This is a genomic window from Pseudoalteromonas piscicida, assembly GCF_000238315.3.
GTDB classification, from domain to species: domain Bacteria; phylum Pseudomonadota; class Gammaproteobacteria; order Enterobacterales; family Alteromonadaceae; genus Pseudoalteromonas; species Pseudoalteromonas piscicida.
In genome coordinates, this window is the sequence record NZ_CP011924.1 from 722,501 (window position 1) to 747,712 (window position 25,212).

Annotated in this window: 17 protein-coding genes, 2 rRNA genes and 1 pseudogene (1 of these 20 running past the window's edge); 15 read left to right on the plus strand and 5 right to left on the minus strand. The window is 43.4% G+C overall.

Annotated features, from left to right (window positions below; all coding sequences use genetic code 11):
• Both PPIS_RS03440 and rrf read left to right on the plus strand, forming a co-directional pair.
• A 23S ribosomal RNA gene (locus PPIS_RS03440) occupies window positions 1-1,886 on the plus strand (it extends 999 nt beyond the left edge of the window).
• Window positions 1,887-2,001: 115 nt separating this feature from the next.
• Window positions 2,002-2,115: ribosomal RNA gene (rrf, locus tag PPIS_RS03445) — 5S ribosomal RNA — on the plus strand.
• Between the two features lie 133 nt (window positions 2,116-2,248).
• Here the strand turns inward: rrf and PPIS_RS03450 are convergent.
• Window positions 2,249-3,787: an FAD synthase family protein gene (locus PPIS_RS03450; RefSeq protein ID WP_010377959.1), complete on the minus strand. Its 1,539-nt coding sequence runs from the start codon at window positions 3,785-3,787 to the stop codon at window positions 2,249-2,251.
• 192 nt (window positions 3,788-3,979) lie between these two features.
• Between PPIS_RS03450 and PPIS_RS03455 the strand changes: the two genes are divergently transcribed.
• Window positions 3,980-4,999 carry a tetratricopeptide repeat protein gene (locus PPIS_RS03455; protein ID WP_010377961.1) on the plus strand — a complete coding sequence of 340 codons (1,020 nt, stop codon included), beginning with the start codon at window positions 3,980-3,982 and terminating at the stop codon, window positions 4,997-4,999.
• Between the two features lie 313 nt (window positions 5,000-5,312).
• On the opposite strand, the gene PPIS_RS03460 is transcribed toward PPIS_RS03455, so the two are convergent.
• The 3 genes and pseudogenes from PPIS_RS03460 to PPIS_RS03470 all read right to left on the minus strand — a co-directional run.
• Window positions 5,313-6,092, minus strand: coding sequence for a hypothetical protein (locus PPIS_RS03460; protein ID WP_010377963.1), 780 nt, complete (start codon window positions 6,090-6,092; stop codon window positions 5,313-5,315).
• A 73-nt stretch (window positions 6,093-6,165) separates the two neighbouring features.
• Window positions 6,166-7,479: a Na+/H+ antiporter NhaC family protein gene (locus tag PPIS_RS03465; protein ID WP_010377965.1), complete on the minus strand. Its 1,314-nt coding sequence runs from the start codon at window positions 7,477-7,479 to the stop codon at window positions 6,166-6,168.
• Window positions 7,480-7,637: 158 nt separating this feature from the next.
• Window positions 7,638-8,828 (minus strand): annotated as a pseudogene (locus PPIS_RS03470) (Na+/H+ antiporter NhaC family protein); the annotation flags it as partial.
• Between the two features lie 434 nt (window positions 8,829-9,262).
• Here PPIS_RS03470 and dapB point away from each other — a divergent pair.
• The 8 genes from dapB to PPIS_RS03510 all read left to right on the plus strand — a co-directional run bounded on the left by dapB (window position 9,263) and on the right by PPIS_RS03510 (window position 20,384).
• Window positions 9,263-10,066, plus strand: coding sequence for a 4-hydroxy-tetrahydrodipicolinate reductase (dapB, locus tag PPIS_RS03475; RefSeq protein ID WP_010377967.1), 804 nt, complete (start codon window positions 9,263-9,265; stop codon window positions 10,064-10,066).
• Window positions 10,067-10,272: 206 nt separating this feature from the next.
• Window positions 10,273-11,409 carry a glutamine-hydrolyzing carbamoyl-phosphate synthase small subunit gene (gene carA, locus PPIS_RS03480; RefSeq protein ID WP_010377970.1) on the plus strand — a complete coding sequence of 379 codons (1,137 nt, stop codon included), beginning with the start codon at window positions 10,273-10,275 and terminating at the stop codon, window positions 11,407-11,409.
• 16 nt (window positions 11,410-11,425) lie between these two features.
• Window positions 11,426-14,644: a carbamoyl-phosphate synthase large subunit gene (gene carB / locus PPIS_RS03485; RefSeq protein ID WP_010377971.1), complete on the plus strand. Its 3,219-nt coding sequence runs from the start codon at window positions 11,426-11,428 to the stop codon at window positions 14,642-14,644.
• A 47-nt stretch (window positions 14,645-14,691) separates the two neighbouring features.
• Entirely contained in the window at window positions 14,692-15,168 is a 477-nt protein-coding gene (greA, locus tag PPIS_RS03490) for a transcription elongation factor GreA (protein ID WP_010377973.1), read from the plus strand.
• Between the two features lie 155 nt (window positions 15,169-15,323).
• A complete protein-coding gene (locus tag PPIS_RS03495) occupies window positions 15,324-15,929 on the plus strand; it encodes a hypothetical protein (protein ID WP_010377975.1) in 606 nt (201 codons plus the stop codon).
• Between the two features lie 149 nt (window positions 15,930-16,078).
• Window positions 16,079-16,354: a hypothetical protein gene (locus PPIS_RS03500; RefSeq protein WP_010377978.1), complete on the plus strand. Its 276-nt coding sequence runs from the start codon at window positions 16,079-16,081 to the stop codon at window positions 16,352-16,354.
• A 252-nt stretch (window positions 16,355-16,606) separates the two neighbouring features.
• On the plus strand, window positions 16,607-19,405 hold the full coding sequence (locus tag PPIS_RS03505; RefSeq protein ID WP_010377979.1) for a collagenase: 2,799 nt from the start codon (window positions 16,607-16,609) through the stop codon (window positions 19,403-19,405).
• A gap of 226 nt (window positions 19,406-19,631) precedes the next feature.
• Window positions 19,632-20,384, plus strand: coding sequence for a substrate-binding periplasmic protein (locus PPIS_RS03510; RefSeq protein ID WP_010377981.1), 753 nt, complete (start codon window positions 19,632-19,634; stop codon window positions 20,382-20,384).
• 68 nt (window positions 20,385-20,452) lie between these two features.
• Here PPIS_RS03510 and PPIS_RS03515 read toward each other — a convergent pair whose 3' ends face one another.
• Window positions 20,453-20,893, minus strand: a complete 441-nt coding sequence (locus tag PPIS_RS03515; protein ID WP_010377984.1) for a VOC family protein — start codon at window positions 20,891-20,893, stop codon at window positions 20,453-20,455.
• A 179-nt stretch (window positions 20,894-21,072) separates the two neighbouring features.
• Here PPIS_RS03515 and PPIS_RS03520 point away from each other — a divergent pair, with 179 nt between their 5' ends.
• The 4 genes from PPIS_RS03520 (at window position 21,073) to pheS (ending at window position 25,200) form a co-directional block, all read left to right on the plus strand.
• A complete protein-coding gene (locus PPIS_RS03520; protein ID WP_019647573.1) occupies window positions 21,073-22,245 on the plus strand; it encodes a sensor domain-containing diguanylate cyclase in 1,173 nt (390 codons plus the stop codon).
• A gap of 123 nt (window positions 22,246-22,368) precedes the next feature.
• Complete coding sequence (locus tag PPIS_RS03525) at window positions 22,369-23,430, plus strand: DUF2066 domain-containing protein (RefSeq protein ID WP_010377987.1); 1,062 nt, start codon at window positions 22,369-22,371, stop codon at window positions 23,428-23,430.
• A gap of 1 nt (window position 23,431) precedes the next feature.
• A complete protein-coding gene (hda, locus tag PPIS_RS03530; RefSeq protein ID WP_010377990.1) occupies window positions 23,432-24,136 on the plus strand; it encodes a DnaA inactivator Hda in 705 nt (234 codons plus the stop codon).
• Window positions 24,137-24,219: 83 nt separating this feature from the next.
• Window positions 24,220-25,200: a phenylalanine--tRNA ligase subunit alpha gene (gene pheS / locus PPIS_RS03535; RefSeq protein ID WP_010377992.1), complete on the plus strand. Its 981-nt coding sequence runs from the start codon at window positions 24,220-24,222 to the stop codon at window positions 25,198-25,200.
• Window positions 25,201-25,212 lie beyond the last annotated feature (12 nt).

Sequence of the window (25,212 nt, forward strand, 5' to 3'; positions counted from 1 at the left end):
TATGTTAAGTGGGAAACGATGTGGGAAGGCTAAAACAGCTAGGAGGTTGGCTTAGAAGCAGCCACCCTTTAAAGAAAGCGTAATAGCTCACTAGTCGAGTCGGCCTGCGCGGAAGATGTAACGGGGCTAAACATACCACCGAAGCTACGGCTGCGTACGTAAGTATGCGGGGTAGGGGAGCGTTCTGTAAGTGGCTGAAGGTGTGCCGGGAGGCATGCTGGACATATCAGAAGTGCGAATGCTGACATGAGTAACGACAAGAGGAGTGAAAAACTCCTCCGCCGGAAGACCAAGGGTTCCTATCCCATGTTAATCAGGGTAGGGTGAGTCGACCCCTAAGGCGAGGCTGAAGAGCGTAGTCGATGGGAAACGGGTTAATATTCCCGTACTCGGTATGAATGCGATGGGGGGACGGAGCAGGCTAGGCAAGCATGGCGTTGGTTGTCCATGTGAAAGGCTGAAGGCTGGTGACTTAGGAAAATCCGGGTTGCTAAGGCTGAGAGTCGAGACGAGCCACTAAGGTGGTGAAGTTGTTGATGCCCTACTTCCAGGAAAAGCCTCTAAGCTTCAGTTCATACTGAATCGTACCCTAAACCGACACAGGTGGTCAGGTAGAGAATACTAAGGCGCTTGAGAGAACTCGGGTGAAGGAACTAGGCAAAATTGTACCGTAACTTCGGGAGAAGGTACGCTCTTGTTTGTGAAGGACTTGCTCTGTAAGCAAACGAGAGCCGCAGTGACCAGGTGGCTGGGACTGTTTATTAAAAACACAGCACTGTGCAAAATCGTAAGATGACGTATACGGTGTGACACCTGCCCGGTGCCGGAAGGTTAATTGATGGGGTTAGCTTAGGCGAAGCTCTTGATCGAAGCCCCGGTAAACGGCGGCCGTAACTATAACGGTCCTAAGGTAGCGAAATTCCTTGTCGGGTAAGTTCCGACCTGCACGAATGGTGTAACCATGGCCACGCTGTCTCCACCCGAGACTCAGTGAAATTGAAATCGCAGTGAAGATGCTGTGTACCCGCGGCTAGACGGAAAGACCCCGTGAACCTTTACTACAGCTTGGCACTGAGCATTGACCCTACATGTGTAGGATAGGTGGGAGGCTTTGAAGCAGAGACGCTAGTTTCTGTGGAGCCGACCTTGAAATACCACCCTTGTAGTGTTGATGTTCTAACTTAGGCCCCTGAATCGGGGTTGAGGACAGTGCCTGGTGGGTAGTTTGACTGGGGCGGTCTCCTCCCAAAGAGTAACGGAGGAGCACGAAGGTTTGCTAAGTACGGTCGGACATCGTACGGTTAGTGTAATGGTAGAAGCAAGCTTAACTGCGAGACAGACACGTCGAGCAGGTACGAAAGTAGGTCATAGTGATCCGGTGGTTCTGAATGGAAGGGCCATCGCTCAACGGATAAAAGGTACTCCGGGGGTAACAGGCTGATACCGCCCAAGAGTTCATATCGACGGCGGTGTTTGGCACCTCGATGTCGGCTCATCACATCCTGGGGCTGAAGTCGGTCCCAAGGGTATGGCTGTTCGCCATTTAAAGTGGTACGCGAGCTGGGTTTAGAACGTCGTGAGACAGTTCGGTCCCTATCTGCCGTGGGCGTTTGAGAATTGAGAGGGGCTGCTCCTAGTACGAGAGGACCGGAGTGGACGAACCGCTGGTGTTCGGGTTGTGATGCCAATTGCATTGCCCGGTAGCTACGTTCGGAACTGATAACCGCTGAAAGCATCTAAGCGGGAAGCAGGCCTCGAGATGAGTTCTCACTTTGACTTAGAGTCAACTGAAGGGCCGTTGAAGACTACAACGTTGATAGGCGAGATGTGGAAGTGCTGTGAGGCATTAAGCTAACTCGTACTAATTACCCGTGAGGCTTAACCATACAACGCCAAAGTGGTTTAAGTGACAGAAGTTAATAGACTAAAGTAGACAAAAGAATTTAATAGCTTTTTCCGGATTTACATTGATGAGGGAGACTTCATTGATGAACAGAATTTCCTGGTGACTATAGCGTTTTGGACCCACCTGACCCCATGCCGAACTCAGAAGTGAAACAAAACAGCGTCGATGATAGTGTGGATTACCCATGTGAAAGTAGAACATCGCCAGGGCCAAATAAGAGAAACCCGTTGCAGCAATGCGACGGGTTTTTTGCTGTTTGGGGTATAGAGATTTGAGAAACAGAAAACCTCGCAAGCAATTAAAACCTCGCGAGGTAAACTCGCTCCTACCAGATACACAGCGTTAATTCTCATTAAAGCTTTGTATTCTTTCTTTAATTTTAGTGCTTGAAATTCCTTGGGTATAAGGGATATAAACAACTCGAATATTTTGTGGTGCTAAAGCTATTTCCAATGCTTGCCAACGGGGCGTGTGTTGCCATTCATCACCGCAGATCACAAGGTTTACTCTTTGTTGTGCGATCCAGTGCGCTGCTCGCTCAGTATCGGCCATTGGTGCACCGACTAAAACCGCTTTATCTACGCATGCTAATGCCTCAATAATACTTAAGCGCTCGTCTTGATCCATTATTGGCGGTCGTCCCTTACTTTTTAACGCAAAAGCATCCGGTGCGACCCCAACAACTAAGTAGTCACCGTGTGATTTCGCTAACGACAAATACGTTAAGTGACCAGAGTGAAGCAGATCAAAAAAACCAAGCGCTAAAACACGGCACGGCTGTTGTGATTTCATCTGCTTTTGTACGAACTGCATAAGATTTTTTAAAAGACCGTCATGAGGTTTGAATTGTAATAGCACCTTAAGCATGGCATGCATTTTTTTGAAGTTGCCTTTTTTCCACTCAGTGTAGAGGTGAGAGTAGGCATAACAGTAATATAAGTAGGAATCTTGTATAATATTCGGGGCGCAGACGATGGTATCAAAATTTGCGTCAGGCATTTTCCAATCCAATCCATATAATGCTTGTAAGATTTGTTCTGGATACTGGGGATAACAAATTTCTCCGGCAGGTGAGCTGATGCTCACAACTTGAATAGCAGAGAAACGCGTCACTCTATTCCAAGTAAAAGGTACTTCTCGCATCCATAAACCTGATATGGTGTCTCCAGTGCTTTGCTCTGTGGCATAACCGCAAAGGTCAAGCACCAAGCCTGATTGGTGGCGAAAACACCGAGGGTTTATAAGTCCATAGGATTGCGCTTCTTCCTGCCAGCCAAGATGCTGTAAATGTTCGATTGCGCTTTCCATGTGAGACCAGTCGATACCAATATCAATATCTTTATCATTTTCTAAGAGTTGACCTTCACGCTCTAACCCAAGCAAACTACCAGCCGTAGGGAAAGCATAAAACCCCGCCTTTTTTAAGGATGACAACGTTTGTAGTAATAGGTGTAATGCGTTTTCAGGAGTTAGTTTAGTTGAGTTCGCGCTTTCATGTATTGGTACTTCGGATGATTGAACTTTTGCAATGTTTGTCAGTGCGTCATGCTGCAAGCGCCATCCTAGCGCTTGATAAAAGGTTTGAGCGGCGAGTGGTAGTTGTCTGTTTTGTTGATAACTACGAGCGAGAATATAATAGCTATCTGGTACATCTGGGTGTTTATGTAGCAGTGCTTCAAGTTGTTCAATCCATTCACTCCCGGCTTGTCTTCGTTGTGCCAATTGTGCGAGATATAAAATGACCTGCTGGGTGGGCTGCTGTTGATATAGCTGCTGAAATGCTTGTTCTGCTGCTTGGTCTTGGCCCGAAGTAAAATACTCGATAGCCTGTGTCATCTTTTTATTAAGCTGTGACTGTTGAATTGCTGTATCTTTCTGCATCGATTAAATACCTAGTTGGCTACTTTTAGTTTTTGTAGTCACAGAGTCCATATTTTGATGACCCACTTTAATGGATTTGATGTGTTTAATGTGAAGTCGCTAGCAGTTTTATGCTTCTGCACGCTCGGGCATTTTGCCAACCAGCGGAAGCTCCACTATGATTACTTTAAATCAGGAAATCGGAGAGCGAAAGTGCTACCAGTTTTAATTATTGTTTCTTCTCTGACAGTACTCGCCCCTGATGAATTGTTTAAGACATTACAGGTTATTCAAGATTTAAACACCTCTAATCCAACACAAGCAACTCGGGTATATGAAGCAGCGCTGCTCAAACTGCCAACACAACCCTCTAAAGGCATCTATGAGATACATCGTGCCGGTTTAGAAGCTGCAATTAAAACAAACGATACGGTCAGAATACATGAAATAGTAGCGCTATTTTCTGAAAATGCTGAGTGGCTTGCGTATTTGCAGTCCGAAAAGGGGCAAATTGCAAATTACCTCGCGATTTACTATCGCCGAATAGGTAAGCCTGCGCTTGCGCAAAAAAACTATGAATGTGCACTTAAGTACTCAACTCACGAGCAAAGGCCACTTATAGTTAATAATCTTGCCGTTTTATATCGAACAACAGGGCAGTTAGAAGAAGCTGTCGATATTTTAGCGCCGACATTGTCTGAGGTGAAGGATGAACAACTGGAAGCGGCACTTAACAATAACTTAGCTAATGTTTATTTCGATATGAGTAAGTATCAGCATGCTGCAAGACTATATAGGCAAGCTTTCCTCTATCATCAAAAAGCAGAGCAAGCTTACGAGGCGAGCTATACGGGGTTAAATTTATTAAATGTTTATTTGCTTGCCAATCAGTGGAAAAACTATAGACGCTATATGAATACAGTGAAAACTCAGCTAAGTGCGTTAGAGGATAAAGAATTATCTATTGTGTTTACTTGGCAGGAGCTAATTTTTCAAAAAAGTAGAAATGGCATACAGCCAAAAACAGATCAAGTAGAGTTTCTTATTTCGACTTTACCCGTATTGCTCCAAAGTGATTACGGCAGCAATATGGAGAAATATGTTTATACATTGCAGCTCCCAGAGTTGATAGCATTTTATAATACGTTGTTGTCTGAGCAGCAACAAGTGGCAGCCAGTGTATCGACGAACGCTTCGCTATTGGAAGTTGCGCTATCTTGGTGTGAGCACTAATCTATCAAAAAAAGCTCTGATCACAGTAGAGCACAACACCGTTTTTTATACGTTGAATGGTAGATGTAGTCAGGTAGGGGCTGATAAATAATGAGTACCTTTGACTTAACCATCACAGAGTAATACCAATTTACTTAATTAAGTGGTCTATTTTGAGGCAAAAAAATCTTGTCGATAGCCCGGCAAAAATTTTGCTATTTAGTTGTTCTAAATGATAAATTTTTAACACAGCTAGCGTCAGATTTAATTCCTCAAATTGAGCAAGTATTAAGTCAAATTGGTATAAAATCAAAGGTCAAAAGCGAGTTCAGAGTTAGAAAGTCCACGCTAGATGTAGCTGGGGAACAGATTCATTGGTATCTGTGCCAAGTTTGTTACGCCAATATTGCCATTCAACACCTAACATTAACTGATTGTCAGGCATACCTACCGCGTTGCCTAGATCCCATTGTAGAATTGGCTGCGCGAGCAACCAGCCTTTTACGTCATTACCCAACTCGTTCTCTCGCTCGCCAATATACTCTACGTGACCTGTGAGATAGAACTTTTGCTCGCCTATTGTAAAGGGGTAACCCCAAGCGAGATCTATCATCCAGCTATCACTTTCTTTAGGCGCACCGCCATGACTAATACCTTGGCTATCGTCTTGATAAAGTGTGAAGGTAGAAGAGAAAAAATTGAACCCTTCAAAATTCCAATTTACTTTGACACCAGGCAAGTATTTCATCACCTTAGCGTCTGCGGCTGCATTGAAACCCATTGTTAAGCTAACGTCAGCTATGGCGTTGAAAGAAGACTTAAAGCCTGCAATCTTTGACATCGATAAGCTCGAATACCACTCTCCATAAAAGTCACCGTCTTGGTAACCATCACTAAGGTCATCTTTGCTGTAATCGATAAAGAAGAAATTATCGCCGTAGCGATATCCAGACGCATGTTGTAATGAGTAAATCGTTGCCGTTGCTTCGCTTCTGCTAAACGGGTTTTTGAAATCACCGTGGTTTATATGTAGTTGTGTTGTACTCCAATCAGCAGCATAACCAAATGTGCTAAAAGCGAGTGAGGAGGAAATGATGAGTGTGTTGATTTTCATTTATTAATTCGGATAGCGTTAAAAATGAAAGTATAACAAAAGCGCCCAAAGTTGGGCGCGTAAACCGAATAAATTATGCTTTATCTCTTCTTAGGCAGATAACGGTAATGGCGGTGAAAGCCAAAATGAAACAGTAATAAGAAGAACTAGATACGTCCCAAGGGCTGATTTTAAACGTGGCCCCGAGTAGCAGTGCTTGTGCACCATAGGGTAAAGAGCCTTGCATAACACAAGCAAAAATATCTAATAAGCTTGCCGAACGCTTAGCTGAGATCTTTCCATCTTCAGCCAGTTTTTTAGCAACAGGGCCTGCAACTATGATACTTACTGTGTTATTTGCGATACACAAGTTACTTGTTAACACGAGTGCTGCAATACCCAGTTGATCAGCTACTTGACGGTGCCATTTCGCGATAATGCTGGTAATTTTTTGGATCTGTTTGGCTAAAAAATCTAGGCCGCCATTGATACGAATAAATTCAGATAAACCACCAATAAACATCGACAGCAAGAAAATCTCCTGCATATCACTAAAGCCTTTATAGATATCGTTTAAGAATGCAGCGCCTTGATAGTCACCGACAAAACCCATACAGCCGGCAAACACAATACCACTAAAGAGCACAACAAAGACATTGATACCAATCACCGCCAAGACCAAAATAAATACGTATGGTAAAACTAATAACCAATCAAACGGCTTGGTTTCTACAACCTGCGGCTCTGGGGTTAAAAACACCAATAGTAAAACAGTCAGCAGTGCCGCTGGTAGGGCTATTTTAAGATTCTCTCTAAATTTATCTTTCATTTCACAACCTTGCGTTCGTGTTGCCGCGATTGTGGTATCAGAAATAATAGATAAGTTATCGCCAAACATTGCGCCCGAAACGATGGTGCCAGCCATTAGTGCTGGATCAATTCCGGTTTTCATCGCGACGGCAACAGCAATAGGTCCAATTGCACCAATTGTGCCCATGGAGGTTCCCATTGCGGTAGAGACGACAGCAGAAATAAGGAACAAGCCGGGTAATAAAAATGCCGGAGGAATAAGTGATAAACCGGCGTTAACCACAGCGTCAACACCGCCAGTGGCACTTGCAACCGCAGAAAAAGCTCCTGCTAATAAATAGATGAGGCACATGGTGATAATATTGCTGTGTCCTGCGCCTTGAATAAAAGTTTCGACGCTGCGGTTGATGGTATCTTTATTAAGTAAAAAAGCGAGAACGATGGCTGGTAGAATCGCGACAGGAGCTTTTAATTGATAAAACGCATAATCAACGCCTTGCGATTGCAAATACAATCCTGCGCCAAGAAAAATCCCTACAAAGGTCAACAGCGGCAATAATGATAATTTTGCCTTTGTTTGATTGTAATTTGGTTGCATAGCACTCCCCAACAATAAAGCACAGCCAATAGTCAGCTGTAAAACCGCACAACACACCTAATACCAATTGTATTAATTCTCCAACCAATTTGAACGGGGAATTAGCATATTAGCGTCGTTAAAAATTTCTCATTTAGAACAACTAAATAGCAAAATTTTTGCCTAGCATAGGGTAAAGAGCCTTGCATAACACAAGCAAAAATATCTAATAAGCTTGCCGAACGCTTAGCTGAGATCTTTCCATCTTCAGCCAGTTTTTTAGCAACAGGGCCTGCAACTATGATACTTACTGTGTTATTTGCGATACACAAGTTACTTGTTAACACGAGTGCTGCAATACCCAGTTGATCAGCTACTTGACGGTGCCATTTCGCGATAATGCTGGTAATTTTTTGGATCTGTTTGGCTAAAAAATCTAGGCCGCCATTGATACGAATAAATTCAGATAAACCACCAATAAACATCGACAGCAAGAAAATCTCCTGCATATCACTAAAGCCTTTATAGATATCGTTTAAGAATGCAGCGCCTTGATAGTCACCGACAAAACCCATACAGCCGGCAAACACAATACCACTAAAGAGCACAACAAAGACATTGATACCAATCACCGCCAAGACCAAAATAAATACGTATGGTAAAACTAATAACCAATCAAACGGCTTGGTTTCTACAACCTGCGGCTCTGGGGTTAAAAACACCAATAGTAAAACAGTCAGCAGTGCCGCTGGTAGGGCTATTTTAAGATTCTCTCTAAATTTATCTTTCATTTCACAACCTTGCGTTCGTGTTGCCGCGATTGTGGTATCAGAAATAATAGATAAGTTATCGCCAAACATTGCGCCCGAAACGATGGTGCCAGCCATTAGTGCTGGATCAATTCCGGTTTTCATCGCGACGGCAACAGCAATAGGTCCAATTGCACCAATTGTGCCCATGGAGGTTCCCATTGCGGTAGAGACGACAGCAGAAATAAGGAACAAGCCGGGTAATAAAAATGCCGGAGGAATAAGTGATAAACCGGCGTTAACCACAGCGTCAACACCGCCAGTGGCACTTGCAACCGCAGAAAAAGCTCCTGCTAATAAATAGATGAGGCACATGGTGATAATATTGCTGTGTCCTGCGCCTTGAATAAAAGTTTCGACGCTGCGGTTGATGGTATCTTTATTAAGTAAAAAAGCGAGAACGATGGCTGGTAGAATCGCGACAGGAGCTTTTAATTGATAAAACGCATAATCAACGCCTTGCGATTGCAAATACAATCCTGCGCCAAGAAAAATCCCTACAAAGGTCAACAGCGGCAATAATGATAATTTTGCCTTTGTTTGATTGTAATTTGGTTGCATAGCACTCCCCAACAATAAAGCACAGCCAATAGTCAGCTGTAAAACCGCACAACACACCTAATACCAATTGTATTAATTCTCCAACCAATTTGAACGGGGAATTAGCATATTAGCGTCGTTAAAAATTTCTCATTTAGAACAACTAAATAGCAAAATTTTTGCCTAGCTACTAAAGCTATTTTCCGCTTCAAAGTAGCCCATTTACTTAATGCAATTGGTATAAGATGAAAATCTCTCAACTTCAATAGGTGAGTGAGCGCGGCAGTTTATATGTTTAGACGTCTAAAGTCTAATATTTTATTATTTTCAACTTAACTGACTATGACACACAGATACGGTAAACTCTACTCCCGCAAAAACACATTTCTATTATCCGGTTAGCCATCGTTGCTGCCTTTTGGATAATCAACATCGCAAATAAAAAAGGGTAACGTATGACAAGAATAGGTATTTACGGTGCGAATGGCAGAATGGGGTTAGCATTGATTGAAGCCTGTTATTTGTCGCAACAAGTAGAGCTGGCCAACGCTTTTGTACGAGATAATTCACAATATCTTGATAAAGCAGTTAATCAATTGCAGCCTCAAGCAGACGCAAATATCTGTTTTAGCTCCGAGCAAAGTAAGCTTGAAAATGTTGACGTATTAATAGACTTCACTTTGCCAGAGGGCATGAAGCAGCATTTATCAGCTGCAATTGCCGCTAAAAAACCGATGGTGATCGGTACTACTGGACTGACTGCAAACGAAATGGCGCTGTTGGTGGAAGCCGCAAAAGATATCCCAATTGTGTTTTCTCGCAACTATAGCGTTGGCATTAACCTGCTACTGAACCTAGTACAAACAGCCGCACAAAAGCTGGCTGACGACATGGATATTGAAATTTTCGAAGCGCACCATCGCAACAAAATCGACGCGCCCTCAGGAACTGCGCTCGCTATCGGAGAGGCGATTGCAGAAGCAAAAGGCTGGCAACATGATGAGGTTGCGGTTTACGACCGAAGTCAAAGCCATGAAGCGAAATCTCAACAAGAAATCGGTTATTCAGTCCTCAGAGCGGGAGATATAGTAGGTGAACATACGGCTTACTTCTCGACAATGGGGGAAAGGCTTGAATTAACACATAAAGCAGCGTCGAGATTGACCTTTGCATCAGGTGCTGTAAGGGCTGCGCAGTGGCTAAAAGATAAACCAGTAGGCCTTTATGATATGCAAGATGTGCTAGATTTAAAGAAGTAAGTATAACATTTTGAGGCTTTAAAGCAAAAAAAGAGTTTAATGGCTTATTTTTATAAATTTTGTGATTTATATTAGACGAAAAGGCATTCATGCTGTAGACTATAACGAATTTGCCAAAATTTTAATAACTGCGTGTTACCAAGCGCTTTGTAGACGGGATGTTGAGCGTTTTGCTTTCGCCCGTTTTTTACTATTAGGAGGTTAACTTGACTAAATCCGCTCTGTTAGTCCTTGAAGACGGCACGGTGTTTCGCGGTACTGCTATCGGTGCTGACGGTATGTCAGTCGGTGAGGTGGTATTCAATACGTCAATGACGGGGTATCAAGAGATCTTAACGGATCCTTCATACGCGGAACAAATCGTTACGCTTACTTACCCACATATCGGCAACACCGGTACTAACAGCGAAGATGAGGAAGCGGACAAGATCTGGGCAAAAGGCCTAGTGATCCGTGACTTACCACTGCTTGCGAGTAATTTCCGTAACGAACAATCATTGAGTGATTACTTGAAAGAACGCAATATCTTAGGGATCGCAGATATTGATACTCGTAAACTAACTCGCATTTTACGTGATAAAGGCGCCCAAAACGGCTGTATCATCGCAGGCGACGAAGTCGACGAGCAAAAAGCGCTAGAAGCGGCGCAAGCATTCCCTGGCTTGAAAGGGATGGATTTAGCAAAAGTAGTAACAACAGAATCTCAGTTTGAATGGCGTGAATCAAGCTGGACTCTAGGCGAGGGCTTTAAAACGCTTTCTGCTGAAGAAGAAAAATTCCATGTTGTTGCGTACGATTTTGGTGTGAAAAAGAACATTCTTAGAATGTTAGTTGATAGAGGCTGTAAGTTAACCGTTGTTCCAGCAGAAACCTCCGCTGCTGACGTACTTGCATTAAACCCTGATGGTATCTTCCTATCAAATGGCCCTGGCGACCCTGAGCCATGTACTTATGCCATTGAAGCAATCAAAGCATTTTTAGAAACAGATACACCTATTTTTGGTATTTGTTTAGGCCATCAGTTATTAGCACTCGCTTCTGGTGCGAAAACAGTAAAAATGAAGTTTGGTCACCATGGTGGTAACCACCCGGTTAAAGACTTAGATCGTGATGTCGTGATGATCACTGCACAAAACCACGGTTTTGCTGCTGACGAAGCAACGCTTCCAGATACGCTACGTGCAACGCACAAGTCACTGTTCGATGGCACACTGCAAGGTATTCACCGTACTGATAAGCCAGCGTTTAGCTTCCAAGGTCACCCTGAAGCAAGTCCTGGTCCACATGATGCGGCACCGCTATTCGACCATTTCATTGAATTAATGCAATCTCGCAACGCTTAATTAGACCGGAGTAATAATGCCAAAACGTACCGACATAAAAAGCATTCTGATTTTGGGCGCAGGCCCAATCGTTATCGGCCAAGCATGTGAATTCGATTACTCTGGTGCTCAGGCCTGTAAAGCGCTTAGAGAAGAAGGCTATAGAGTTATTCTTGTTAACTCTAACCCTGCGACTATCATGACTGACCCTGAAATGGCGGATGCAACTTACATCGAGCCTATTCACTGGGAAGTGGTAGAAAAGATCATTGAAAAAGAAAAGCCTGATGCAGTGCTGCCGACTATGGGTGGCCAAACAGCACTTAACTGTGCGCTAGACCTAGATAAGCACGGTGTGCTTGCTAAACATGGCGTTGAGCTAATTGGTGCGACTGCAGATGCAATCGATAAAGCGGAAAACCGTGAGCGTTTTGACGCGGCGATGAAAAATATCGGCTTAGAATGTCCTCGTGCTGAAATTGCACACTCAATGGATGAAGCGCACGATATCTTAACTCGCATCGGGTTCCCATGTATTATTCGTCCTTCATTCACGATGGGCGGCACCGGTGGTGGTGTTGCGTATAACATGGAAGAGTTTGACGAGATCTGTACTCGTGGTCTTGACCTGTCACCAACAAATGAGCTGCTTATCGATGAAAGCCTATTAGGCTGGAAAGAATATGAGATGGAAGTGGTTCGTGACAAAAACGACAACTGTATCATCGTATGTTCAATCGAAAACTTCGACCCAATGGGCGTACACACTGGTGATTCAATCACAGTTGCACCAGCACAAACGCTAACTGATAAAGAATATCAAATCATGCGTAACGCCTCGATGGCGGTACTTCGTGAAATTGGTGTTGAAACTGGTGGTTCAAACGTTCAGTTTGGTGTCAATCCTGTTGATGGCCGTATGGTTATCATCGAGATGAACCCACGTGTATCACGCTCTTCTGCACTTGCGTCGAAGGCTACGGGCTTCCCGATCGCTAAAATCGCAGCCAAGCTTGCAGTAGGTTACACGCTTGATGAGCTTCAAAACGACATCACAGGTGGTGCAACTCCAGCATCATTTGAGCCGTCAATCGACTACGTAGTGACTAAGATCCCTCGTTTTAACTTCGAAAAATTCGCAGGTTCAAATGACCGTCTAACTACGCAAATGAAGTCGGTTGGTGAGGTAATGGCAATTGGTCGTAACCAACAAGAGTCATTACAAAAAGCACTACGAGGTTTAGAAGTAGGTGCAACGGGTCTGAACCCAATCGTTGCACTAGACGCGCCAAACGCAAAAGAAACGATCATCCGCGAATTACGCGAGCCAGGTGCTGAGCGTATTTGGTATATTGCTGATGCGATGCGTCACGGCATGTCTGTTGAAGAGGTATTTGAACTCACTAAAGTTGACCCTTGGTACCTAGTGCAAATCGAAGACATCTTAAAAGATGAAGCGACAATCGCTGAAGTGGGCATGGCAGGTCTAAACAAAGACTTCCTACGCCGCTTGAAGCGTAAAGGTTTCTCAGATGCTCGCATTGCCGAAATTGCAGGCGTATCAGAAAAAGAAATTCGCAAGAAGCGTCACCAGCTTGAAATTCTACCAGTTTACAAGCGCGTAGACACATGTGCTGCAGAATTTAGCTCAGACACTGCTTACATGTACTCAACGTATGATGAAGAATGCGAAGCGAATCCTTCTGACAAAGACAAAATCATGGTTATCGGTGGCGGTCCTAACCGTATCGGTCAAGGTATCGAATTCGATTACTGCTGTGTACACGCAGCCCTTGCGATGCGTGAAGATGGCTATGAAACTATCATGGTTAACTGCAACCCAGAGACGGTTTCAACAGACTACGATACGTCTGATCGCTTATTCTTCGAGCTAATTACACTTGAAGACGTGCTAGAAATTGTCCGTGTTGAAAAGCCAAAAGGCGTAATTGTTCAGTACGGTGGTCAAACTCCACTTAAACTGGCACGAGATCTTGAAGCGAATGGTGTGCCAGTGATTGGTACTTCTCCTGACGCTATCGACCGCGCAGAAGACCGTGAGCGCTTCCAACAGCTTGTAGAGCGTCTAAACCTACTACAACCAGAAAATGCAACGGTAACCTCACTAGAAGAAGCAGTTGCTAAATCACAAGAAATTGGCTTCCCACTGGTTGTTCGTCCATCATACGTACTTGGTGGTCGTGCAATGGAAATCGTGTACGATGAAGACGACTTACGTCGCTACATGACAGAAGCGGTGTCTGTTTCTAATGAAGCTCCAGTACTACTTGACCGTTTTTTAGACGATGCAATTGAAGTAGACGTAGATGCTATCTGTGACGGCGAGAATGTTATCATCGGCGGTATTATGGAGCACATCGAGCAAGCAGGTGTTCACTCGGGTGACTCGGCTTGTTCATTGCCTGCACACACGTTGCCACAAGATATTCAAGACGTGATGCGTAAGCAAGTCCGTGATATGGCGCTGGAGCTGGGTGTTGTTGGCCTGATGAATACCCAGTTCGCGGTGAAAGACGGCCAAGTTTACTTGATTGAAGTTAACCCACGTGCTGCTCGTACAGTACCATTCGTTTCAAAAGCAACAGGCGTTGCACTTGCAAAGGTTGCTGCACGTTGTATGGTTGGCCAGTCTCTTGAAAGCCAAGGTGTAACGAAGGAAGTTATCCCTCCATATTACAGTGTAAAAGAAGTGGTATTGCCATTCGCTAAGTTCCCAGGTGTTGACCCAATGCGTGGTCCAGAGATGCGCTCTACGGGTGAAGTGATGGGGGTTGGTGAAAACTTCGCCGAAGCATTCGCAAAAGCCCAATTAGGTGCATCAAACACTTTACCACGTGGCGGCCGCGCGCTACTATCTGTGCGCAATGGTGATAAGGCACGCGTAGTTGAACTAGCTAAGACAATGAAAGCAATTGGTTTTGAGTTAGATGCAACGAATGGTACGGCGAAAGCGCTTGAAGAAGCGGGTATTGAAGTACGTCGCGTAAACAAAGTATTCGAAGGCCGTCCTCATATTCTTGACCGTATCAAGAATGGTGAGTACAGCTATATCGTTAATACTACCGAAGGTCGCCAAGCTATTGAGGACTCGAAGGTGTTACGTCGTGGTGCACTTCAGCATAAGACTAACTACACCACTACGCTAAATGCAGCGTTTGCAAACTGTACAGCGAATGAAGCTGACGACAGAAGTTCTGTAAACTCTGTTCAAGAACTACACCAGCGTTTGAACTAAAAAGAACAAGGCCAGAGCGTCAGCTCTGGCCAATGAGTGAGATACTTATGCAATCAATTCCGATGACAGTACGAGGCGAAGAATTGCTTCGTGATGAACTGAATCATTTAAAAAAAGTTGTTCGCCCGAAAATCGTTGCAGATATTGCAGAAGCGCGTGAACACGGTGATTTGAAAGAAAATGCTGAATACCATGCTGCACGTGAACAGCAAGGTTTTTGTGAAGGCCGAATTCAAGAAATTGAAGCTAAGCTTTCGACAGCACAAATCATCGACGTGACTAAAATGCAGAACAACGGCAAGGTTATTTTTGGTAGTACTGTGACTATTGTGAATGTAGATACAGACAAAGAAGTAACTTATCGTATCGTTGGTGACGACGAGGCCGATCTTAAGAACAACTTGATTTCTGTTAATTCACCGATTGCGCGTGGATTAATCGGAAAAGAACTAGATGATACGGTGAATATTCAAACGCCAAATGGTGCTGTTGAATATGAAATCATTGAAGTTGAATACAAGTAATCCTTTCTTTTAAAGCCCGCATCCGCGGGCTTTTTACTATAATAATCATTTCTACTTTTGCTGCTGTAATGCCGTGTAATTGCCATTTCTCTATATTCTTATAGCTTTGTTTGATGCCTATGTATTTTTGGAACAAACATTTTTAGGAGAAATGGATGTCATTTGAAGTCGATCAATTCAAAACACAAGGGTTTGAATTGTTTATGTCGAGTTGGAAATCTAGCTTGGCAGGTGCTGGCGCGCGGGATCTCTCCCAGAATCAACATTGTTTTTGGCGTACCATGCGTAGTCGATGTGCGATCGACCTTAGTAAGCAGAGTGAGCTTTTGCAAGGTGTGAGTTTAGCAAGATACGATACCTATCTTATTCTTACTGCTTTGTTGTATACCAATAGCTTGTATGCAAGCTCTGATTTAATCATTGGTTATAATCTACCAGATCACTTCTTTACCAATAATAGTTCAGAAGCTCGACAAAGCTTCTCTCGTGAGTTACTTGATTCGCTTAAGCTCACTCAGCCCTTATTCTTAGTTGATGAATATTTTGAAAATTTCGAGTTCAATACGATTGCTTATGACAAGCTCAATGAGGCTAATCCCGTTTGGCACGATATAAGCAGCGAATTAGGTACTTTACCCAGCTTAGTAAATACCACTCGCTCAGAGCATCAGCTTTCCTTGAATCTATTACACTTTGTACCGAAGCTATTCTCCGGTAAGCAACTTGCTGAGCAAGTAAACTATTTAGTTGAGATTGAATAGGATTATAGACATCTGACATAGTTTGAAACGAATTTGCTTTAGACTTTTAGTGCGAGCTTGTTACACTCGGATTGTTCCCAAAACCAATTAGACACCGGTTCATAAGTGATATGTTAGTATGAATCGGTATCTTTATCAGGAGAATAACCATGAGTTTATTAAAAAGCGCATTGTTTAAGACGTTGAAAAATAAGTCTACTCAGCAAGTCGCTTCAGTGGTTTTGGATAAGGCACTGAAGCAGGGAAAAGAATACCTAGATTCAAGAAACACCAGCAGTGGTAACGATACAGATGAGTTGCTGTTAGGGCTACAGCATTTATTAGCACAAAAACCAAATGACGGTGTTTATTCAATCACGCTATCCACTTATCGAGTGAGAGTAAAAATCACTTCTGGCGCTATTTCCCATATTGATAAGATCTAATTTATTCCACTCACTATAAATTTTTATTCCTTCTTTTCGTCAATTGGTTGGATTTTTAATCATAAAGATCAACCAATTGGGTGTATGTATAAGCTACAACCTTCACCTTTGGATACTCGTTTTTAAGATTATGGTGGCTTTTCAGTCGAGCCACTATTCCATAAAGTTATATAAAATATATTGTATACATTGTAATTTTAGTGTTAAAAACCTATAACCCAATCGGGTTTGGATACACAACAGGAAAGGTAAATGATGAAAATTACAAAACTCACTTTGGCGCTATCTGCGCTTACAGCGATAAATTCAGCCAACGCATATCAAGAATCACAGCGACTCTTTAAGCCGCTCGATGCACCGGTTCAAGTGGAAACGAACATTTCCCATGGCCATGAGCACAAAGATTTGCATGACAGAGCACCCGTTGCACACACACCAACAAGAAGCATGCCGCTGCTATCTGCTAAACACACGCCATTATTGCAAGCGATGGACGTAAGCCAAAGTGAAGCGATTGCTGCGTGTGATTTAAACAGCTTAGCAAATGCGAGCAGTAGCCAAATTGTTACTGAAATAAAGCAACAGGGCACGAGCTGTATCAATGCTTTGTTTTCCGCTGACAGCAGCATCCAAACACAAGTATTCACTTCAGATAAAATGTATGCTGCGGCGCAAAATGCCAAGTCGCTTTCGCAAAGCTATTCAGGCAACGGCAGTGCCGACCTAGAAGCGCTTTATCTATTTATTCGCGCTGGCTTTTACGTTGAGTTTTACAATGACCAGGTGACTTTTGCTACTTGGGTTAAGCCTGCTGTTAAAGATGCGTTGGATGCTTTTGTTAGCAATAGCCATTTCTACGACGACAATGATGCCCATGGTAAAGTACTTGGTGAGGCTATCACTACAATGGACTCATCGGAACTACAAGGGCACTATCTGCCAGTTGTAAAAGCATGGCTATCCAAATGGAATGAAAGCTACGCTCAAAAGTGGAATATGCGCAGTGCGGTAAACGGCATTTTCACTATCTTATATCGTGGTCAGTGGAATGATAACTTTGTCGCTTTGGTTAAAAACGATCAACAATTGGTGAGTTTACTAGGGAGCTTCACCGAACAAACTTGGATGGTAAGTTCAGACTCTGAATATCTAATCATCAATGCTGCGAGCGAATTGGCTCGACTTAAATTATACAATGGTGCAGCTATTCAAGAGTCAGTCGACACGCAATTAACCGCTTTATTCTCGCGTTATAACAGTTATGGCTTTGGCGATGGTGTCTGGTTAGCTGCGGCTGATGTCGCGACCTATTATGCTGATTGTAGCCAGTTTGGCATTTGTAATTTTGATAAAGAACTTGAGACCAAAGTACTTTCTCAACAACATAGTTGTAGCGATACAATAAAGATTAGAGCACAAGCGCTCACCGCTCAGCAATTGACTTCAGCGTGTCAAACCATGGAAGCGGAAGAAGGGCGATTCCACACCATGTTGGAAACTGGCCGCCTACCGGTTGCCGATGATAACAATGATTTTCTGCAAGTGAATATCTTTAATAGCAGTGCAGACTATAAAAAATATGCCAAAGCCATTTTTAAAATCAGCACCGACAACGGTGGTATGTATTTAGAGGGTAATCCTAGCGATGTGAATAACGTTGCTAATTTTGTTGCATACGAGGCCAGTTATGCAAAGCCGGATCATTACATCTGGAACTTAGAGCATGAATACGTACATTATCTTGATGGGCGTTTTGATCTTTATGGTGACTTCAATGCACCGACTAAGCCTATCGTCTGGTGGAGTGAAGGGGTGGCTGAGTACATTGCAAACCTCAATGATAATCAAGCCGCAATAGACACAATCAAAGATGGCTCAGTATATACGCTAGCCGAAATCTTCAGCACGACGTATGACGGTTTTGATCAAGATAGAATTTACCGTTGGGGTTATTTAGGTGTGAGATTCCTGTATGAAAAACACTTTGATGAAGTGCTCGCAATGCGACAGGAAACGCGACAAGCAAATTGGAATGCGTACCAAGCCCGTATGGACCGACTCGCATCACAGTATCAATCAGAGTTTGTTCAATGGTGTAACGAGCTTGCCGCTGGTGGTCAGAATAATGCACCCACTTCTGAGATTAATGGTCCATACTCTGCTGATGTTAATCAAGCGATACTATTTTCAAGCCAAGGTAGTGTCGACCCTGATGGTGACACGCTCACTTATCTGTGGCGTTTTGGTGATGGTAGTCAAAGTAACGAAGCCAATCCCACGCACAGTTATGTGCAAGCAGGCGAGTATCAAATTAGCTTAACAGTGAGCGATCCTAGCGGTTTGAATCACACTAGTAATACAGTGGCTACTGTAAGCGCAACGACATCAAACAAACTACAGTCTGGCGTACCTGTCACGGTTGCGGGCGAGCAAGATGAACAAGTTGCGTTTTCAATCGATGTCGCTGCTGGCACTGATAAATTAGTCATCAGCACGTCTGGAGGCACAGGAGATGCCGATCTTTACGTTAAGTTAGGCTCGGCGCCAACATTCAGCGAGTATGATTGCAGACCATACCAATCCGGTAACGAAGAGGTATGTGAAATTACTACACCTACCGCTGGCACCTATTACATTATGCTGCATGGTTATAATCGCTTTGAAAATGTGCAGTTGTTAGGAGAAATCGTAACAAGTTCAACAATAGAGGACGTATGTCAGTCGCAGGGTAGTGTCTCTAATGGTAGATTAGCTGCAGGTGAAACAATTTGCCTTGGAAGCCAAGAGCCGATGTGGTTTAGCCTTGAGAATGTAAGTGGTCAACAATCGGTGGTGATCAAAACAGCCCATGGTAGTGGCGATCTTGGTCTTGAATACAGCAATGCAGGATGGCCAAACGGCACTAATGTGGACGCAAGCTCGTTCAATCAAGGTAACCGAGAGTGCATTGAGATAAGTGCGCAATCTGAATATTGGGGATACTTGAAAGTGTCAGGCGCACCAACGGGGGCAGCGCTGAAGGTGTCTTATAATAAAGATGGTTGTCAGTAATTGCCTAATACTAAGGCAGAAATAATGGAAAGTAATTAAACGGGTGATACAGATCACAGTTATTACTTGTTCATAATTTGTTTTTGTTATATTTTTGTAAAATAAGGGGCCTTTGGTCCCTTTGCTCATTTAAAAACATGCAAAAGGAATTAACGGATGTGCCGAGAAGGAGCTAGGCTGTAGTTTTAGACTGTATTAAAAGTTTAGGTTAGACACGAGGCACTCAGTGTTAAAAAAGTACTTTATTGCCATTTCCATTTGGTTAATGGTGGCCTTTTCAGTGACAGCCGCTGAAACCCAAATTCTTTACGTATATCATCATAAGCCGCCCTATATTATTGATCTAGAAGCGCAAAAAGGTCTTTATTTTGATTTAGCAAAACTGATTAATGCCGTGCAAAAAGAGCTGCAGGTCGAAGTACGTTTCGTACCACGTAAACGCTTAGATAAGCAGCTCGAACAGCAAACGCTCAAAGGTTTTATTTTAGGAGTAAACCCGGCTTGGTTTGATGACCGCAAAAAACAAAAGTATTTGTGGAGCGGCCCGTTAATGTATGACACGGACGAATTCGTCTCGCATGTAGAGCAACCGTTTGAGTATTATCACCCTAGCTCATTGTACGGTAATCAAGTTGGCGCCATTGCAGGGTACTACTATCGCCACTTGGACCAAGGAGTGGAGCAAGCCAATATCCAGCGAGTGAACGTAAATTCCGAAGAAGCACTATTGGAGATGATCCTCAAAAGGCGGGTGAGTATTGCCATTGTCAGTCGCTCTACGACAGAATATCTTGTTGCTAAAAATGGTTGGAAGCGAGTGTTTCACTTTTCTCAAAATCCCCATGAAACCTATTTTAGAGCAATATTGGCGCCTAAAAATTCAGCATCGGATTTTGAGGCGCTACAACGGGTGTTAGATTCCAAGCCTTTCAAAAAGCAATTGGTGAAATTGCTTAAAAGCTACCATCTTGCTTATTAAAGTAAGGGGAAAAGGAGCAGTAGCTATTCTTATTTCAGGTTAGATACATCGCTCCGGTGCTTTCGTGATCACCAACTACCCGTGTTTTCCATTGACTGCCAAGGCTCAGCTGGAGGCAATGCATCACCTTGTTGGAGTAACTCGATAGAAATGCCATCTGGAGACTTAACAAATGCCATGTGACCACAGCGGGGTGGTCGGTTGATAGCCACACCGGCATCTTGCAGCTTTTGGCAAAGTGCATAAATGTTTTCTACGGCAAAGGCCAAGTGGCCAAAATTACGACCACGGCTATATTCTTCCGGATCCCAGTTATAGGTAAGTTCGATAGTAGGAGAAAAGCTTTGCTGAGCCTGCTCAACTTGATCAGGGGCGGCGAGATAAATTAAACTAAAGCGGCCTTGTTCACTGTCATAACGTTTCACTCCAACGAGACCTAAGAGGTCGCAATAAAACTTCATTGATTCGTCAAGATCACGTACACGTACCATGGTATGTAAGTATTTCATTATGTATTCCGTTTAGACTCTAGTCAGCAAAGTTTAAAGTGTTACACATCAGATTGAAAGGTCAACAGACCTCAGGCACCTAGATGACCGGATAAAAAAGTAATTGATTTCTGGTAATTTTTAGTACTGCTAGTTAAGCTTTTGTCAGATTGAGAATTAATGTATCACAAGGGCGCTCAATGATGGCAGAACTTCCTGAAGTAATAGATAGCATGACAGATATCGTTTCGTGCTTAAACACCAGCGAATCTTTGGAGCATTTCTTGTTGAATGTGCACTGTATTGTGCAAAAAATTAATTACGCGGACAATTTCTATGTGGTTTTGCAAAGACAAGATGGCGAGTTTGAATTTCCCTATTTCCATGATGTCAAAGACAGTATTTCGCTCGAGGAATTAAATAGTCTAACTAGCACAGAAATAGATAAAACGCTTACTAGTTATGCGCTGCGCTCTGACAGTGTAAAGAACTATTCTGAGCATGCTTTGATGGCATTGACCGAGAAAGGGGTTATTGAAATGTTAGGCAGTTTCCCCAAGCAATGGTTGTGCTTTCCGCTAATCAATCGCGACAAGCATTTAGGCGCGTTTGTGATCCAATCTTACCGTCGTAGCGATGAATATTCAGAAGCCATGGTGGATTTGTTGTATACCGTTAGTCATGTTATTGCCTCTGCGATGGATGCATTTGCAAACCAGCAAGCACTCATTGACGCGAATACAGCACTTAGAACCCATGAGCTTGAATTGGAAGCAATGGTAGAAAAACGCACCCGTGAACTTAGTGTGAGTTTAGAAGAGTTAAGAACAGAAGTCGAAAAGCGCAAATCACTTCAAGAAAAGCTAGAGTTTGATGCCTACCACGATAATCTTACGCAATTGGCGAATCGAAAATACCTTTTTAACGAGCTGAATAAAATGTCTGCTCGCTCGATGCGACAGCCGGTAAATGTATATTTAGGGTATCTAGATTTAGATAACTTCAAGCCGATTAATGATAATCATGGCCATCATAGTGGTGACGAGGTTTTGGTACACGTAGCAAGACGTCTACAAGAAGCGTTACGAGAGTATGATTTTGTTTGTCGTATTGGTGGAGATGAGTTTGTCTTTGTGATTAATGAAAAAATTGCCAGAGACTTGCTTGAAAGCTTAGCAAATCGCCTTTTGAGTGTGATAAATGAAGATATCTTGCTTACCAATGGTGAGTTGGTCAATGTCGGGTGTAGCATCGGCATGGCGGTTTCTGAGGGCATGGAATTCAGTGCGGAATCGTTATTAAAAGTAGCGGATCAAGCGCTTTATGAGTCGAAAGGAAAGGGCAAGAATCAGGTTTCATTTAGCTTCAAATAACACTGAATATAAGATTAATATTTTGTTATTTATCATGTTTTTATAAAATTTCATGATATTGCTCGTTGCCCTTTGCTTTAAGCAGATGATTGATTTAGGATCAGGCTTTATAGTCAGAAAAACATGGACATTATGATCATCAGGCTGATCCTTATTGCACTGTTTTGTTTTGCTATGACGGCAAAAGCAGTAGAAGTTCAAAATTTATATGAAGCCTCGCTGAGTGTTAGCGACAAATCTCGCGCAACGCGAGCGCAAGCGAGCCAACAGGCATTATTAAAAGTGTTGCAAAAGCTCACAGGTAAAGCCGATGATTTTTCTCACCCTTCTATCCAAGCGAGCCTTAAGCGCATCTCAGATTACATGCTGAGATATGAATATTATGATCGACAAGGCGTAACCAAAATAAAGGTGGAGTTTGAGCCTGGTAAGGTCGAAGATCTAGTCAGAGAAGCTGGTCTACCGCTTTGGGGTAACCGCCGTCCTATGGTCGCGATTTGGATGGTGATTGAAGATAATTTCCGCCGAGAGTTTGTTACGCAAGAAAGCTACCCTCAACTCGAACGCCTGATTTATGACACCGCAGACGAATGGGGCGTGCCAGTGGTTGTTCCTTTGATGGATCTTGAAGATCGCAGCAATGTGAGTATCGCAGAGGTATGGGGAAACTTTTCTAACGAAGTAGAGGAAGCGTCATTGCGTTATGAGGCGGAGCGCGTTATCACCGCACGCTTGTTCCAGCCTCCCCATACAAATTCTTGGCAGCTAGATTGGCGCTACACTGATGCCGAATATTTTGAGCCTGAGCAATATGTCGGTGACAAGCAGCAAGTTATTATTGATATGGTGAACCAGCTATCTAGCACCTTAGCTCAGAAATATGTTATCAATCCTAATCTCACTTTAGAAGCCCATCGAACTGAAATCGTTGTTGAGCAATTACAGTCATTTACGGATGTAGAAATGGCGAAGCGTCGTTTGCTATCTATGAGTACTGTAGTGGATGTCGATGTGATCTACCGTGCGAAAACAGCTGTGAAGTTTGCGATTGAACATACCTCAAGCGTATCAGATTTGCGTAAAACCATTGCATTGGAGCAAAGTTTTAAGGCGTACGAAGACCCGAGAGCCTATTATCAAATCGCAGACGAAGACAACCTTAAATATAATTGGGTGGGCAAATAGGATGGAATCGCCACGTCAAATGGCGTTGCCAGTGACACTGCCTGATGACGAAACCTTTGCCTCTTATTTTGGCGGTGAAGCGTCATTAGAGGTAAGCCACTTAAAAAATGGTCTTGCCCGTCGTTTAGCCGGATTTCAGTACACTTACCTGTGTGGATTGGCAGACTCTGGCAAGTCGCACTTGCTTTATGCCACGTGCATTGAAGCGCAAGAGCTTGGACTCTCGACTATTTTATTGTCGATGCGAGAAGTCTTGGATTTTGGCCCCTTGGTATTAGATGGGCTCGATGCATTGGATGTAGTTTGTATAGACGATGTACATTTGGTTGCAGGAGATGAAGCGTGGGAAAAAGCCTTATTTAACCTTTTCAATCGTTTTAATGAAAAAGGCAAATGCCTAGTGGTTACTGCCGATCTGTTGCCCAACATGCTGAATTTGTCACTACCAGACTTAGAATCGCGTCTAACCTGGGGAACGACTTTTCAGATCCGCTCGATGAGTGATGATGATAAAGCCGAAGCCTTAGTAAAAAGAGCACACATGCGTGGCCTTGAGCTCTCCGATGAATGTGCGCGATTTTTGCTCACGAGATTGAGTCGTGATATGCGCGCTTTACTTGATGTGTTGGATAAACTCGATCACGCATCCATGGCTGCGCAAAGAAAGTTAACAATTCCTTTTATAAAAGCCACTTTAAAGCTGTAACAGGGCTAGAATATCGCCTTGCAATTCAGTTATCATAAGAGATTAAATAACAGCAAATTACCTCAGCAAAGATCAGGTAGACAATGAATTTAGAAAATATTTTAGCGCAAGCGCTTGAAGCCGTTGAGCAGGCAAGCGAAATTGCGCACCTTGAGGAAGTTAGAGTTAACTACCTTGGTAAAAAAGGTGAGATCACAGGTCTTCTTAAAACGCTAGGCAAACTAGCACCAGAAGAGCGTAAAGATGCAGGTCAAGTGATTAACCAAGCTAAGACCCAAGTACAAGATGCGATTACGGTAAAACGTGAAGCGTTAGCCAATGCAGCACTTGAGCAGAAGCTAGCAGCTGAGACGATTGATGTGACGTTGCCGGGTCGTACAATGCCAGCTGGTGGCCTTCACCCAGTTACTCGCACCATTGAACGTATTGAGCAGTTTTTTGGTGAGCTAGGATTTGCTGTTAAATCTGGCCCTGAGGTTGAAGATGACTTTCATAACTTTGACGCGCTAAATATTCCAGAGTACCACCCAGCGCGTGCCGATCATGATACTTTCTATTTCAATCCTAAACTGGTACTACGTACACAAACCAGTGGCGTTCAGATCCGTACTATGGAAGCTGAGCAGCCGCCTTTGCGAATTATCTCGCCAGGTCGTGTATACCGTAACGATTACGATCAAACACATACGCCAATGTTCCATCAAGTTGAAGGCTTGATGGTCGACACTAACGTGAGCTTTACAGAACTTAAAGGAATTTTGCACGATTTCCTACGCAACTTCTTTGAAGAAGATATGGAAATTCGCTTCCGTCCTTCATACTTCCCGTTTACAGAACCTTCAGCTGAGGTGGACGTAAAAGGTAAAAATGGTAAATGGCTTGAAGTACTAGGCTGCGGCATGGTGCACCCGAACGTATTACGCTCGGTAGGCATTGACCCTGAAAAATACACTGGTTTCGCCTTTGGTATGGGGGTTGAGCGTTTGACGATGTTACGTTATGGCGTAACTGACTTAAGAGCTTTCTTCGAAAACGACTTAAAATTCCTAAACCAATTCAGATAAGAGCGACAAAAG